The organism is Devosia sp., assembly GCF_017744655.1.
Lineage (GTDB): Bacteria > Pseudomonadota > Alphaproteobacteria > Rhizobiales > Devosiaceae > Devosia.
The window spans coordinates 20,752-34,591 of sequence record NZ_JAGIAW010000007.1; the positions used below are offsets into that span (position 1 = coordinate 20,752).

Below are 13,840 nucleotides of genomic sequence, written 5' to 3' on the forward strand. Positions count from 1 at the left end.
ACGTTTCACCATGGTCGACGGCGTTTCCGGTTCGTCCTCAGCAAATAACAGCTCGCTCGCCGGCTCACGCCAGACGATCGCGCAGAACTTTGACACTTTCCTGTCGATCCTGACCACGCAGCTCAAGAACCAGAACCCGCTCGACCCGCTGGATACCAATCAGTTCACCCAGCAGCTCGTGCAGTTCACCGGTGTCGAGCAGCAGCTCAAGACCAATACGTTCCTTGAAAGCCTGCTCGCTTCGACGCAGACGGCGGGCCGCATGGACGCCGTGGGCTATATCGGCAAGCAGGTCACGATCACCGGCAAGACCACGCAGCTGAGCGGTACTCACGCCATGTGGGGCTACAAGGCCGAGGCGAACGTCGCCAATGCCAACATCACGATCAAGAACGCTTCGGGCGATGTGGTCTATACTCAAAACGGCTCGCTCAACATGGGCGACGGCGTCTTTACCTGGGACGGTATTTCCAGCGACGGCCAGCCGCAGCCGGACGGCCTCTATACGATGACCATCGAAGGCACGAACCTGTCGGGCAAACCGGTCAAGGTTACGACGTCCGCCATCGGCATCGTCAGCGCCGTCGACTTCTCGAGCGGCCAGCCCATGGTGACCGTCGGCGCTGCCAAGGTGCCGCTGAGCGACGTTTCGGAAGTGCGTATCCCGGACGCACCGACCACGCCCGGCAAGGACGACGAAACCAAGGCTTGATGCATGGTGTCGCGGGGCCGGCGCATGAGCGTCAGGCCTCCGCGCTAAGCCCAATTCCGGCCAATTGTTCGGAGACCTGCCAGAGGCGCCGGGCGACGACTTCATCCGTCGCTTGCTTTGGAACCTTCGAGAGGGTCGGATAGCCACGGATTTCGCCAAGCGCATGCGGGCCGTAATAGGCGCCCGGCACCGCGGCAGGCGATGTTGCGGCATAAAGGGTTGGCAAGGCGCCCTGCGCCGCCGGCTGGAACATGAACCACATGAACGAGCGCGCCGCGCTCATCAGGCTGCCCCGGCCCGGCGCATTGTGCAAAAGCTCGGTGCGGGAAACGCCGGGATGGGCCGCAAGGCTCGTGACGCCCCAACCCTCGGCCATGCTTTTGCGCTGCAATTCGAAAGCGAACATCAGGCAGGCGAGCTTGGATTGGCTGTAGGCCTGCATGGGGATATAGGTCTTGCGACTTTGCAGGTCATCGAAATCGAGCTTTCCCTGGCGGGCCGCGATGCTGGAGAGGGTGACGACGCGAGCGTCCTTCCCGCCCCGCAGGAGCGGCAGCAGATGAGCCGTGAGTGCGAAATGTCCGAGATAATTGGTACCGAACTGCAGCTCGAAACCATCCGCAGTCTCCTGCCGCTCTGGCGGCACCATGACGCCGGCATTGTTGACGAGAAGATCGAGGCCATCCAACTGGCCATTGAGGCGCGTGGCGAAGTTTTCGACGGACTTGAGGCTGGCGAGATCGAGCTGTTCGAAGCGGACTTTGGCGGCCGGGACAGCCTCACGAATTCCGGCGACAGCGTCCACACCCTTTTGTGGGTTGCGCCCGGCGATGATGACATCGGCGCCCGACCGCGCCAGCGCCAAGGCGTCCTCGTAGCCCAAACCGCCCGTGCCGGTAATAACAGCCGACCGGCCCCGTTGCGGCGGCATATCCGTTGCAGTCCACTTGTCCATCGCCTATGTCCTTCCCGACATTCATGCACTCAGTGCAAAAATATATATTGCACCGGGTGCATAAATTTCAAGGGGTGTGCCCGATGACGGCGACAAGCGACGAAAGCGTGCGGGACAAAAAGCGCCGGGAGACCCGACAACGCATTGTGGATGCGGGCCTAAAACTCTTTGCCGGCAATGGCTATGAGGCGACGACGCTGGATGCCATTGCCGCTGAAGCCGGCATTTCGCGGCGGACCTTCTTTCACTATTTCAAGTCCAAGGACGAAATCCTGATCTCGCTGCAGGCGGGCCTTGGGGAACAGCTGTCGACGGCGATCCGGGCCCAGCCCAGGGACCGGCGGCCGCTGCCGGCCCTGCGCGACGCCATGCTGGGCATGGTGGCTCCATATTCGCCGAAGAGCCTTCTGGCCATCGACAGGATGATGCGATCGAGCGAGACGGTGCAGGCGCGCAAGCAGGCAAGCTATATCCGCGACGAAGCCACGGTTTTCGCCGCCCTTAAAGCCCATTGGCCGCACGAGCCGGAAACGCAGATGCGGCTTCTCGCCGCTTTTGCCATCGGGGCGGTTCGTCTCTCGCTCGACACGTTCAGCCGCGAAGAAGGAAGACGCCCGCTGGCGGCGCTGCTGGCGGAAAGCTTCGACGCGCTGGGGCAACTGGCCCAACAGACATGAAGTCCCCATGACGGATCAATTGATTGATTTTCCGTCGTAATCTTAACTGGTTGTAAGTTTCCCTTTAGCGGTATCTTAAGGTCACCGTCCTACTCTCTTGGTCATATGGTCAGGTTGAGTAGAGAGTAAAATGACCGTACAGATGCGTCCTCGCGTAAAGTACGTTATCGGTCCGGACGGTAGCCCGCTCACCATTGCGGATCTACCTCCCGCCAATACCCGTCGTTGGGTAATTCGCCGCAAGGCGGAAGTCGTTGCCGCCGTGCGTGGTGGCCTTCTAAGCCTCGAAGAGGCTTGTGAACGCTATACGCTGAGCGTCGATGAATTTCTTAACTGGCAGGCTGCCATCGACAAGCATGGCCTTGCCGGATTGCGGACAACCTGGATTCAGCACTACCGAGAAGGCTGACATCCCGGTCATGACGATTGCGTAGCCCCCACGGCCCGAGGCCATGGGGGTTTTGCGCATTTAAGGTCAGCACCTGGCTAAGGACCCAAGTTTTCGACTCTCGCCCGCCATCCCCGCGAAAAAGCGGAAGTCCGCTTTTCGCGGCGAAAGCGGGGATCTCGTTTCAAAACAGGGATCCCGCTTTCGCGGGAATGACACCGCGGGTTGGGTGACCCTGAGCGCTAAAAAGCCTAAAAACTAGACCATATCGTCCGGCATCCAGCGGGCACCCGCGGGACGCTGCTTCAGCCGTTCGTAATAGGCCTGCACATGCGGCATGGGCTTGTGATCGAAGGGCACGATGAACCAGCGGTGGATCGAAAGCCCCAGGACGATGTCGGCAATGGTGAAGTCGTCGCCGGCGATGAAGGCGTTCCCCTTCCTGAGTTCCGCCTCTAGTAGGTCCATTCGCGCTGTCCAGGTAGCGATTGATTCGGCAATTTTTGCCGGGTCGTCATATCCCGTACGCTTTCGGACCAAAGCGTTGAGTGCGTAGCCCCAAGGCGGATTAAGCTCGGTCGCCTGCCATGTGAACCATTGCAGCGCGAAGCCGAGGGCCCGCGGCGCCTCGGGAAGCAGGGCGGAACGGGTCTGGGCGAGGTAGACTAGGATGGCATTGCTCTCCCAAATCGCGCTTCCATCGTCCTCGATAAAGACCGGAATCTGTGCATTGGGATTAAGAGCCAGAAACGCGGGGTCATTGGGGTCACGCAGCGGCAGGCCCCAATCCTCGCGTTCATAGGAAATTCCCAATTCGTCCAGTGCCCACAGCACTTTACGCACATTGATCGAGGTCACGCGGCCAAGAACCCGAACCATTTTTCACTCCCGAATCTAGTAGGCAGTTTTTGCCTGATTTTTCGTTTTGGTTCGAGTGGTTAAGAGATTGTTTACCATCTGATGGGTAATTTTTGCCCAGCGGTCGACGGGGGCTCCGACGATTGCACTTGACCAAACTCGAGTGGCAGCGTGGAAAGTCTAACTACTCTCATCAACCGCATCGGCATGCCGCGCCTGGCCGCCATGGCGACGGTCGCCGTCCTGATCATGGGCTTCTTCGTCTTCCTGATGATGCGGGCCCAGACGCCAAACCTATCCCCGCTCTATAGCGGGCTCAGCCTCGAAGACTCTTCGGCCATCATCTCCCAGCTCGAAACGGCCAATGTGCCCTACGAACTGCGCGGCGATGGCGACACCATTCTCGTGCCGCGCGACCAGATCACCACGCTGCGCATGAACCTGGCCGGCGAAGGCCTGCCCACGCGCGGCCAAGTCGGCTACGAAATCTTCGACCAGCAATCGACCCTGGGTGCCACGAGCTTTGTCCAGAACATCAACAATGTTCGCGCCCTCGAAGGCGAACTGGCCCGCACCATTTCCTCGCTCTCGCGCATCAAGGGTGCGCGTGTCCACCTCGTCCTGCCCGAGCGCGAACTTTTCCGCCGCGAGCGCAAGGACCCATCAGCTTCAATCGTTCTTTCCGTGCGCGGCGCGCTCTCGAACGGCGAAATCCGCGCTATCCAGCACCTCGTGGCTTCGGCCATCGAAGGCCTGAGCCCCCAGCGCGTATCGATCGTCGACGATGCCGGTAACCTCTTGGCTTCGGGCACCGAAGACGATGGTCTCGGCGCCATGTCGGGCCAGGCCGAGGAGCGCTCCCTCGCCTTCGAAAATCGTCTGCGCACCCGTGTGGAAGACATGCTGGCCAATGTAGTCGGCGCCGGCCGGGCCCGCGTCGAAATCTCGGCCGAGATGGATTTCAACCGCTCGACGGTGACCGAGGAAACCTTCGATCCCGAAGGCCAGGTGGTCCGCTCGACCCAGACCCGCGAAGCCCAGAACCAGTCCGGCGCTGCGGCCGGCCAGGTGACCGTCGCCAATGAACTGCCGGGGGCCAGCGGCAATGGCGCGAGCAATGGCAATACCGAACAGGGCAATTCGACCGAGGAAGTCGTCAACTACGAGATTTCCAAGAAGACCCAGACGGCCGTGACCGAAGCGGGCGCATTGAAGCGCCTGTCGGTGGCCGTGGTTGTCGATGGCACCTATGCCGACGACGGCGCGGGCAATATGACCTATACCGCCCGTTCCGCCGACGAGATCGCCCAGATCCTGACGCTGGTCCGCTCGGCTGTGGGTTACTCGGCAGAACGCGGCGACAATGTCGAAGTCGTCAACATGCAGTTTGCCGAGCGTCCGGAACTGGCGCCGCCCGGTACCGACCAGCAGGGCGGCCTCCTCGACTTCACCCGCGACGACCTGATGAATGGCGCGGAAATGGCCGTGACCCTGCTCATCGCCCTCGCCCTCCTGTTCTTCGTGCTGCGTCCGCTCTTGAAGAAGGTGATCAGCCCCGAACCTGCACCGCTGGCCCTGCCGGCCGCGGTGGAACTGGGCCAGGGCACGACGCTCGATGCCGAAGGCAATGTCATCAGCAACGACAATGGCGAGCCGATGAGCGATGCGGCTCGGGCGGCTCTCGCCAACCACGACTGGATCGAAGACGCCAAGGCGCTGGGCGAGCAGCAGCTTCAGCAGCTCAAGTCCGTCGGTTCGCTCGTCGAAGAAAACCCCAAGCAGGCAGCGCTGATCGTGCGCGGCTGGCTCTCCAACGCAGCGTGATCTGACATGGCCCTTGTAGCTCAAGCCGTTGAGACCCCAGAAGCCCGCGCAGGCGGCCCCCAGCTCAAGATCGGCGGTGCCTCGAACTATCGCGCCCTCAAGGGCGACGAGAAGGCCGCGGCCCTGATGCTGGCGCTCGGCCCCGACCACGGCAAGCCGATCTTTGAAGAACTCGACGAACACGAGATCAAGACGCTGTCACGCGCCATGGTCAAACTGGGTCCGATCACCCCGGCAATGCTCGACGAACTGATGGCCGAATTTGTCACCAACATTGCCTCCAACGGCAATGTGGCGGGCAATTCGGACTCGACCGAACGCCTGCTCCTGAGCTTCCTGCCCCAGGATCGTGTCGACGCGATCATGGAAGAAATCCGCGGCCCGGCCGGCCGCAACATGTGGGAAAAGCTTTCCAATGTGCAGGCCGACGTTCTCGCCGCCTATCTCAAGAACGAATATCCGCAGACCGTTGCCGTGATCCTCTCCAAGATCGCGCCAGAACACGCATCCGACGTGCTCGCCTCGTTGCCCGAAGAGCTCGCCATGGAAGTCGTGCAGCGCATGCTCGGCCTCGACGTGGTGCAGAAGGATATTCTCGAAAAGGTCGAGCAGACCTTACGCACCGAATTCATCTCGACGCTCAATACGTCCAAGCGCCGCGACAGCCACGAGCTGATGGCCGAAATCTTCAATACCTTCGATCGCCAGACCGAAGCGCGTTTCATCACCAGCCTTGAAGAAAAGAGCCGCGAAGATGCCGAGCGCATCAAGTCGCTCATGTTCACCTTCGAGGATCTGGCCAAGCTCGACATGTCGGCGATCCAGACCCTGCTCTCTCGCGTCGACAAGCGCGAACTGGCGCTCTGCCTCAAGGGCGCCAACGACGAGATCAAGGATTTCTTCCTGAAAAACATGTCGAGCCGTGCGGCCAAGCTGATGCAGGACGACATGATGGCCATGGGCCCGGTGCGTCTCAAGGACGTGGACGAAGCCCAGGCCCGCATGGTGTCGGTTGCCAAGGACCTGGCGGCGAAGGGGGAAATCCTCATCGTCAAGTCCAAGGGCGACGACCAGATGATCGGTTGACGCCATGGCCGCCCTTGCCCGTTTCACCTTCGATCTCGATCTGGCCGACCGCCCTGCTCTGTCCCAGAGCGTCGTGCCGGACCTGCCGCCCGAGCCGGTCGGCATTCCCGAGGATGTGGTCGAGCGCCTCGTGCGCGAGGCCCGCGAGGAAGGCTATGCCGAGGGTCTGGTGGCCGGCGAAGGCAATGCTACATCCATGGCAACTCAGACCATTGCCGCCGCAGCCGGAACGCTTGCAGCGCATGCGGCCAGCATGACCGCAGCGCTCGACGAGGCACGGGCGGAGAGCCACAAGGAGGCCGTGGGCCTCGCCGTCAGCGTGGGCCGGAAACTGGCCTTCCATCTCGTCGGCCGCGAGCCGACGGCGGAACTCGAAGCCTTGATTGCCGAATGCATGCCGAGCCTTTCGGGCGTACCGCATCTGGTGATCCGCTGCCACGAGGATCTGGCCGACCAGATCCGCGACATCGCCACGGCCCAGATCGCGACATCCGGCTATGCCGGGCGCCTGGTGGTGATGGGGGAACCCGATATCCGTCTCGGCGACGGCAGGCTCGAATGGGTCGATGGCGGTCTCATCCGCGATTCCGACGGCCTCGACACCGAGATCAACGAAACAATCGCCGCCTATCTCGCCGCCAAGGCGAACAAGGCCGGATCACATATAGCCAAGGAGAGCGGTGAATGAACCCGACCGATCCTGAGACCAACGCAGCGGAAATGGAAGATTTTGGCGCGGGCGACATGCCCGGCACCGGTTCCGACACCCGCGCCGAGGCCTATGTCGAGCGCACCGCGGACGATCTCGAAGCCGTGTTCGACGTGCCCGTGCGCGTCTCGGTCGTGCTCGGCCGCACCAAGATGCCGGTCGCGAGCCTCTTGAAGCTCAATACCGGCACCGTGGTCGAACTCGACCGCCAGGTCGGTGAAGCCGTGGAAATCTACGTCAATGACCGCCTCGTGGCCCGTGGCGAAATCGTGCTGGTGGAAAACCGGCTCGGCGTCACCATGACCGAGATCATCAAGCCTCAATAACAAGAACGGGAGTGACTGGTATGCGTCTCCTCATCGTCGGAGCCCTCGAAGGTCAACTGAGCCAGGCCACCAAAATGGCCATGGATGGCGGCGCCAAGGTCGCTCACGCCCCCGGCATCGATATCGCCATGGCCGCTTTGCGCACCGGCCGCGGCGCTGACCTGCTGCTCGTCGACGTGATGATGGACATTGCCGGTCTCATCGCTGCGCTGGAAGCCGAACGCATCGCCATTCCCGTCGTCGCCTGCGGCGTCGAGACCAATGCCGCCGCCGCCGTCAACGCCATCCGCGCCGGCGCCAAGGAATACATCCCCCTGCCCCCCGATGCGATGCTGATCGCGGCGGTCATCCAGGCCGTGTCTCGTGACAGCGAAGATTTCCTCTTCCGCGATCCGGCCATGCAGCGCGTCGTCAAGATGGCCGAGCAGGTTGCGGCCTCCGAAGCATCCATTCTGATTACCGGCGAAAGCGGCACCGGCAAGGAAGTCGTCGCCCGTTTCGTTCATTCGCGCTCCAAGCGCGCCAACAAGCCGTTTATCTCGGTCAATTGCGCCGCCATTCCCGAAGCCCTGCTCGAATCTGAGCTCTTCGGCCACGAAAAGGGTGCCTTCACCGGCGCCGTCGCCCGCCGCGTCGGCAAATTCGAGGAAGCCTCGGGCGGCACGCTACTGCTCGACGAAATTTCGGAAATGGACGTGCGCCTGCAGGCAAAGCTGCTGCGCGCCATCCAGGAGCGCGTCATCGACCGCGTTGGCGGCACCAAGCCCGTGCCGGTCGATATCCGCATTCTCGCCACCTCGAACCGCAACCTGACGGAAGCCGTGCGTGAAGGCTCGTTCCGCGAAGACCTGCTATTCCGCCTCAACGTCGTCAACCTGAAGCTCCCGGCCCTGCGCGAGCGTCCGGGTGACATCGTGGCTTTGGCCGATCATTTCGTTGCCAAATATGCCAAGGCCAATGGCCTGCCGAAGCGCGAACTTTCCGAAGATGCGCGCACGGCTTTGCTCCATGCGCCCTGGCCGGGCAATGTGCGTGAACTCGAAAATACGCTGCACCGCGCGGTACTCCTTGCGACCGGCACCATGATCGGCGCCGAAGCCATCGTGCTGCCCGACGGCATGGGCCTCAATGAAGCCGCGCGCATCCATTCGCCGGCCCAGCAGCTTGCCGAAACCGCCGAAGCCATGTCGCGGGCCCTGGTCGGCCGCACCGTGGCCGATGTGGAGCGCGAACTGATCCTCGATACGCTCGACCACACCTGGGGCAACCGCACGCATGCGGCCAATATCCTGGGGATCTCGATCCGGACGCTGCGCAATAAGCTCAACCAATATTCCGACGAAGGGCTCAATATTCCCGAGCCCGGCGAACGGCGGAACGTGGCTTGAGCGCCCTTCCTGCTCCCAGCGACCTCTCTTCCCCTTCTCCCATCCTGGGAGAGGGGTTTTCGACTTTGGCCTGAGGCCATAGGACCGGCACGATGACCGATATTTCTTCTTCGTCTTCCCGCCTCAGCTTCAAGCTGCCGTCAGTGAAGTCCATTCTGGATACGCTGCGCTCGGGCGATATCGCGCTGGCCACCGGCGTGATGGGTCTCATCGTCATCCTCATCGTGCCGCTGCCGGCCTTGATGGTCGACGGACTCCTCGCCATCTCGATCGTCTTCTCGGTGATGATCCTGATGACGGCGCTGTTCATCCAGAAGCCGCTCGAATTCTCGTCCTTCCCGACGGTGCTGCTGATCGCGACCATGTTGCGCCTCGGCCTCAACCTCGCCACGACGCGACTGATCCTATCGGAGGGTCACAACGGCTCCGCCGCCGCCGGACACGTCATCGAGGCCTTCGGCAACTTCGTGACGCGCGGCAATTTCGTCATCGGTATCGTGATCTTCATCATCCTCGTGATCGTGAACTTCATCGTCATCACCAAGGGTTCCGGTCGTATCGCCGAAGTCGCGGCGCGCTTCAGCCTGGACGCCATGCCCGGCAAGCAGATGGCCATCGACGCCGACCTTTCGGCGGGCCTCATCGACGAAGACACCGCCAAGAAGCGCCGTGCCGAACTCGAAGGCGAAAGCGCCTTCTTCGGTAACATGGACGGTGCGTCCAAATTCGTGCGCGGCGATGCCATTGCCGGCCTGATCATCACCTTCATCAACGTCTCGGCCGGCATGGCTATCGGCATCATGCAGGAAGGTCTCTCGCCCGGCGAAGCCGGCAGCGTCTATACGCTGCTGACCATCGGCGATGGTCTCGTCTCGCAGATCCCGGCCCTGATCGTGTCGACCGCAGCCGGTATCCTCGTGTCGAAGTCGGGTGTTTCGGGCGCCGCCGACAAGGCCCTCACCACCCAGTTCGGCGGCTATCCCAAGGCTCTGGGCATGGCATCGGCCGTGATGGCGGCCCTGGCCCTGCTGCCGGGCATGCCGCTCATCCCCTTCCTCGCCCTCTCCGGTGGCGTCGGCTATGCCGCCTACCGCGCTGCGCGCACCAAATCGGCCCGTGAAGTCGTCGAGCGCGCCAAGACCGTGGCGGAAGCGGCAGCCAAGGCGCCGGGCGCCCCGGGCCAGCCAGGCGCTGCCCCGGCCGGCGAACCGCCGATCAGCGATAGCCTCAAGATCGACGATCTCAAGCTCGAACTCGGCTATGGCCTGCTCGGTCTCGTCAAGGAAGACGAAAGCGGCACCGATCGCCTCACCGAGCAGATCAAGGCCCTGCGCCGTCAGCTGGCGCTGGAACTGGGGTTCGTCATGCCGCCAGTCCGCATCCTCGACAACATGCAGCTCGAACCCAACGACTACAAGGTTCGCATCAAGGAAGTCGAAGCCGCCCACGGCCAGATCCACGCCAACCTGCTCATGGTCATGGACCCCTATGGCAATCCGATCGACCTGCCAGGCCACCAGACGACCGAGCCGACCTTCGGCCTGCCGGCGACCTGGATCGACCCGGCGCTGCGCGACGAAGCCGAACTGCGTGGCCTCTCGATCATCGACCCGTCGACCGTGATTTCGACCCACCTGACCGAAGTCCTCAAGGCCAACGTCGCCGAACTCCTTAGCTACGCCAATGTGCAGACCCTGCTCTCGGGCCTGCCCAAGGACCAGCAGAAGCTCGTCGAAGACATCATTCCGAGCCAGATTTCGGTCTCCGGCGTGCAGCGTATCCTCCAGGGCCTCCTCACCGAGCGCATCTCGATCCGCGACCTCTCGACCATTCTCGAAGGCATTGCCGAAGTGGCCGCACCGGGCCGCTCGATCCAGGCGATCACCGAGCATGTTCGCAGCCGCCTCGCCCGCCAGATCTGCGCTGCAAATCTGGGCCAGGACGGCAACCTGCCGCTCCTCACGCTCTCCCCGCAGTGGGAACGCGACTTTGCCGAAGCCATGGTTGGCGAAGGCGAGAACCGCCACCTCGCCATGGCGCCGAGCCGCTTGCAGCAGTTCATCATCTCGGTTGGTCAGGCCTTCGAAAAGGCAGCCCAGCAGGGCGAACTGCCGGTGATGATCACCTCGCCCTCGATCCGTCCGCATGTGCGCGCCATCATCGAGCGCTTCCGCCCGCAGACGGTCGTGATGAGCCAGAACGAGGTTCACCCCCGCGTCCGCCTCAAGACGGTGGGCGCCATCTAGGCGGTTTCAAGCAGCATCAGAATAGCGAAAGGGCGAACCAGTGGTTCGCCCTTTCTGTTTGATCAGTGGGTGATATTGCCCGATACCAGCGGCGGCAGATCGATCACCGATGCCTCGCGCGAGACATCGATCTCGTCTTCCTCGGCCAGCTCGCGCTCGGCCTGAAACCAGAATTCCTGTTCGCGATCCTCAGGCTGGCCCGCCTCTTCCCAAAGCTGGTAGGCACGGTCACGGATCTTGTATTCCTCGACATGTGGCATGGTGCTCTCCTCGTAACGCATGAATGCAGAACGCGAGCGTGACCTAGCAGTTGCCGACGACGGCGCAGTGACTGAGATTTTACCGGCTGGTCAAGGCCAGCTTGGCCCCAAGCGCCACGAAGGCGGCGGCAAAGGAGCGGCGCATCCAGACCATAATGGCGGGCTTGGAGATGACGTGGCCGCGAATGGCGGCGGCAAAGAGCCCATAAAGCGCGAAGACCACGAAGGTCATCACCATGAAGACAAGGCTCAATTGCAGCATCTGCGGCACTGCGCCCGGCGCATCGGCCGGCACGAATTGCGGCAGGAAGGCAAAGAAGAAGATCGAGAGTTTTGGATTGAGGAGGTTGATGAGAACAACCTCAACGGCCATGTCTTTCAAACTCTTGGGCTCGGCATTGGCGGCGACCGAGAGGGAGCCGGTTTCGCGCAGTGTCGCCCAAGCCATGTAGAGGAGATAGGCAACGCCGAGATACTTGATTATCTCGAAGGCGAGCGCGCTGGTATGGAGAATGGCGGCAAGACCGGTAATGGCCGCAATCATGTGCGGCACGATGCCGAGGGTGCAGAAGAGCGCGGCCCAGAGGCTCGCCTTGCTGCCGCGACCAAGGCCGGCGGCGATGGTGTAGAGCGCACCGGCGCCGGGAGAGACGACGACGATCAGGGTCGTGATGAGAAATTCGACGCTCAAGGGACGGTCCTCCGGAGGGCTGTCAGGACAGTTTCTCTTTTCGCGCGGAACGGCAAGTCCTCCGTGACATTATCCCCGTCACCAACAGGGGACCAGCATGCGCCTCTTCGTCTGCGATCACTGCGGCAATACCGTCTATTTCGAGAACAGCCGCTGCGAGCATTGCGGCCACGCGCTGGGCTATCTGCCCCGGCACAATGCGCTGGTGTCACTCGATGCAGTCGACGGCGGCTGGGTCGCGCCGGCCATTCCCGGCTCGCGCTACATCTATTGCGCCAATGCACAGCACGGCGCCTGTAACTGGCTGATCGAAGCGGAGGACGGTGGCCCGGTTTTTTGTACCGCCTGCCAGCACAACGAGACCATTCCGGCGCTCGACAATCCCGACAACCTCACCCGCTGGCAGGTGGTCGAGCGCGCCAAGAAGCGCCTGATGTACTCCCTGCTGCGGCTGGGCTTGCCGCTTGCGACGCGGGCCGAAGATCCCGAGCATGGCCTCGCCTTCAGGTTTCTCGCCGATGCCGAAAGCGCGCCGCATGTGATGACGGGGCATGAAAGCGGTATTATCACCATTGCCCTCGCCGAAGCCAACGATGCCGAACGCGAGCGGCGGCGGACCGGCATGGGCGAGCCCTATCGCACCTTGCTCGGGCATTTCCGGCACGAAATCGGACACCATTACTGGGACCTACTCGTCAGTGGCCAGCCGCCGGAGCAGCGGTTCCGCGAGCTTTTTGGAGACGAGCGCGCCGACTACGGAACAGCGCTCAAGACCTATTACGGCAATGGCGCTCCGGCTGGATGGCCTGCAACCCATATCTCGGCCTATGCAACCGCCCACCCCTGGGAGGACTTTGCCGAGACCTTTGCGCACTACCTCCATATCGTCGATACGGTGGAAATGGCGGCTGCCTTTGGCATCCGGGCAAAGCCGAGGACCGGTGACGAAAGCCTTGCTTTGCTCCCGGTCTCCTTCGACCCCTATATGGCGCCCGACATGGCTGTGATCGTCGACAACTGGATCCCCCTGGCTTCGCTTCTCAACAATCTCAACCGTGCCATGGGGCAGGCCGATGCGTATCCCTTCGTGCTGTCGCAGGTGGTCATCGGAAAGCTCAGCTTCATCAACGATCTGGTGCATCAGGCACCGGCTCTGGAACAGCTGGCGGCGCTCGAAGCCACGAACTGAGGGGTGCTTCCAGCAGATCGCGCTTGCTGCTAAACCCTCCTCATGTCCGATATCACCATTCTCTGCGTCCCCGTTTTCTCCACCCTGTCCAATGCCGCCTTTGCCCTGCGCAAGGAGGTGTTCGTCTGGGAGCAGAAAGTGCCGGAAGAGGAAGAGCTCGACAGTTACGATCTCACCGCGACCCACTATGTGGCCGTCGCCGAGGGCAATGTGGTTGCGACGCTACGGCTGATCGAGCAGCCCGAGCACATGAAGATCGGCCGGGTGGCCGTGCACCAGGCCTGGCGCGGCAAGGGCGTGGCGCGAAAGCTGATCGAAAAGGCCATGGCGGATGCGCGGGCCAAGGGAAGCGAGCGCTTTTACCTCACCGCACAGTCCGACAAGCTGGGGCTTTACGAGAAGCTCGGCTTTGTCGCTTTCGGCCCGGAATTCATGGATGGCGGCATGCCGCACCGGGCCATGCGCGACTATGACAAGGCTAGTGCAACCTTAATCGATTAATTCAAATTTAACGCATTAACCCGGCTGAGG

Annotated in this window: 15 protein-coding genes; 11 read left to right on the forward strand and 4 right to left on the reverse strand. The window is 62.2% G+C overall.

Going from position 1 to position 13,840, the window contains the following annotated elements:
* Positions 1–10 precede the first annotated feature (10 nt).
* Entirely contained in the window at positions 11–712 is a 702-nt protein-coding gene (locus J7557_RS13820) for a flagellar hook capping FlgD N-terminal domain-containing protein (RefSeq protein WP_291420644.1), read from the forward strand.
* Between the two features lie 31 nt (positions 713–743).
* Here the strand turns inward: J7557_RS13820 and J7557_RS13825 are convergent, their stop codons facing one another.
* On the reverse strand, positions 744–1,667 hold the full coding sequence (locus J7557_RS13825; protein WP_291420645.1) for an SDR family oxidoreductase: 924 nt from the start codon (positions 1,665–1,667) through the stop codon (positions 744–746).
* An 83-nt stretch (positions 1,668–1,750) separates the two neighbouring features.
* On the opposite strand from J7557_RS13825, the gene J7557_RS13830 reads away from it, so the two are divergent.
* Positions 1,751–2,344, forward strand: a complete 594-nt coding sequence (locus J7557_RS13830; protein WP_291420646.1) for a TetR/AcrR family transcriptional regulator — start codon at positions 1,751–1,753, stop codon at positions 2,342–2,344.
* Between the two features lie 130 nt (positions 2,345–2,474).
* Positions 2,475–2,753, forward strand: coding sequence for a DUF1153 domain-containing protein (locus J7557_RS13835; protein WP_035085775.1), 279 nt, complete (start codon positions 2,475–2,477; stop codon positions 2,751–2,753).
* 237 nt (positions 2,754–2,990) lie between these two features.
* Here the strand turns inward: J7557_RS13835 and J7557_RS13840 are convergent, their stop codons facing one another.
* Positions 2,991–3,611: a glutathione S-transferase family protein gene (locus J7557_RS13840; protein ID WP_291420647.1), complete on the reverse strand. Its 621-nt coding sequence runs from the start codon at positions 3,609–3,611 to the stop codon at positions 2,991–2,993.
* A 150-nt stretch (positions 3,612–3,761) separates the two neighbouring features.
* Between J7557_RS13840 and fliF the strand changes: the two genes are divergently transcribed.
* The 6 genes from fliF (at position 3,762) to flhA (ending at position 11,169) form a co-directional block, all read left to right on the forward strand.
* The gene (gene fliF, locus J7557_RS13845) at positions 3,762–5,414 is read left to right on the forward strand and encodes a flagellar basal-body MS-ring/collar protein FliF (protein WP_367272900.1); all 1,653 of its coding nucleotides are present in this window, start codon (positions 3,762–3,764) and stop codon (positions 5,412–5,414) included.
* A gap of 6 nt (positions 5,415–5,420) precedes the next feature.
* Entirely contained in the window at positions 5,421–6,500 is a 1,080-nt protein-coding gene (gene fliG / locus J7557_RS13850) for a flagellar motor switch protein FliG (RefSeq protein ID WP_084587782.1), read from the forward strand.
* A 4-nt stretch (positions 6,501–6,504) separates the two neighbouring features.
* Positions 6,505–7,188 carry a hypothetical protein gene (locus tag J7557_RS13855; protein ID WP_291420648.1) on the forward strand — a complete coding sequence of 228 codons (684 nt, stop codon included), beginning with the start codon at positions 6,505–6,507 and terminating at the stop codon, positions 7,186–7,188.
* 56 nt (positions 7,189–7,244) lie between these two features.
* A complete protein-coding gene (gene fliN, locus J7557_RS13860) occupies positions 7,245–7,535 on the forward strand; it encodes a flagellar motor switch protein FliN (RefSeq protein WP_291420965.1) in 291 nt (96 codons plus the stop codon).
* A 20-nt stretch (positions 7,536–7,555) separates the two neighbouring features.
* The gene (locus J7557_RS13865) at positions 7,556–8,923 is read left to right on the forward strand and encodes a sigma-54-dependent Fis family transcriptional regulator (protein WP_291420649.1); all 1,368 of its coding nucleotides are present in this window, start codon (positions 7,556–7,558) and stop codon (positions 8,921–8,923) included.
* Between the two features lie 92 nt (positions 8,924–9,015).
* Entirely contained in the window at positions 9,016–11,169 is a 2,154-nt protein-coding gene (gene flhA, locus J7557_RS13870) for a flagellar biosynthesis protein FlhA (RefSeq protein WP_291420650.1), read from the forward strand.
* Positions 11,170–11,231: 62 nt separating this feature from the next.
* On the opposite strand, the gene J7557_RS13875 is transcribed toward flhA, so the two are convergent.
* Together J7557_RS13875 and J7557_RS13880 are read right to left on the reverse strand one after the other, a co-directional pair.
* Positions 11,232–11,429 (reverse strand): DUF2934 domain-containing protein, encoded by a 198-nt coding sequence (locus J7557_RS13875; RefSeq protein WP_291420651.1) that lies wholly within the window; start codon positions 11,427–11,429, stop codon positions 11,232–11,234.
* A gap of 79 nt (positions 11,430–11,508) precedes the next feature.
* A complete protein-coding gene (locus J7557_RS13880; protein ID WP_291420652.1) occupies positions 11,509–12,120 on the reverse strand; it encodes a LysE family translocator in 612 nt (203 codons plus the stop codon).
* A gap of 97 nt (positions 12,121–12,217) precedes the next feature.
* Here J7557_RS13880 and J7557_RS13885 point away from each other — a divergent pair, with 97 nt between their 5' ends.
* Positions 12,218–13,309: a putative zinc-binding peptidase gene (locus J7557_RS13885; protein WP_291420653.1), complete on the forward strand. Its 1,092-nt coding sequence runs from the start codon at positions 12,218–12,220 to the stop codon at positions 13,307–13,309.
* 42 nt (positions 13,310–13,351) lie between these two features.
* Positions 13,352–13,810, forward strand: a complete 459-nt coding sequence (locus J7557_RS13890) for a GNAT family N-acetyltransferase (protein WP_291420654.1) — start codon at positions 13,352–13,354, stop codon at positions 13,808–13,810.
* Positions 13,811–13,840 lie beyond the last annotated feature (30 nt).

Coding starts and splice junctions, on each gene's coding strand:
- J7557_RS13830 (WP_291420646.1), top strand. CDS start 1,751: ATGACGGCGACAAGCGACGAAAGCGTGCGGGACAAAAAGCGCCGGGAG.
- J7557_RS13865 (WP_291420649.1), top strand. CDS start 7,556: ATGCGTCTCCTCATCGTCGGAGCCCTCGAAGGTCAACTGAGCCAGGCC.
- J7557_RS13885 (WP_291420653.1), top strand. CDS start 12,218: ATGCGCCTCTTCGTCTGCGATCACTGCGGCAATACCGTCTATTTCGAG.
- J7557_RS13820 (WP_291420644.1), top strand. CDS start 11: ATGGTCGACGGCGTTTCCGGTTCGTCCTCAGCAAATAACAGCTCGCTC.
- fliG (WP_084587782.1), top strand. CDS start 5,421: ATGGCCCTTGTAGCTCAAGCCGTTGAGACCCCAGAAGCCCGCGCAGGC.
- J7557_RS13840 (WP_291420647.1), bottom strand. CDS start 3,611: ATGGTTCGGGTTCTTGGCCGCGTGACCTCGATCAATGTGCGTAAAGTG.
- J7557_RS13825 (WP_291420645.1), bottom strand. CDS start 1,667: ATGGACAAGTGGACTGCAACGGATATGCCGCCGCAACGGGGCCGGTCG.
- J7557_RS13855 (WP_291420648.1), top strand. CDS start 6,505: ATGGCCGCCCTTGCCCGTTTCACCTTCGATCTCGATCTGGCCGACCGC.
- J7557_RS13835 (WP_035085775.1), top strand. CDS start 2,475: ATGACCGTACAGATGCGTCCTCGCGTAAAGTACGTTATCGGTCCGGAC.
- fliN (WP_291420965.1), top strand. CDS start 7,245: ATGCCCGGCACCGGTTCCGACACCCGCGCCGAGGCCTATGTCGAGCGC.
- J7557_RS13875 (WP_291420651.1), bottom strand. CDS start 11,429: ATGCCACATGTCGAGGAATACAAGATCCGTGACCGTGCCTACCAGCTT.
- flhA (WP_291420650.1), top strand. CDS start 9,016: ATGACCGATATTTCTTCTTCGTCTTCCCGCCTCAGCTTCAAGCTGCCG.
- J7557_RS13890 (WP_291420654.1), top strand. CDS start 13,352: ATGTCCGATATCACCATTCTCTGCGTCCCCGTTTTCTCCACCCTGTCC.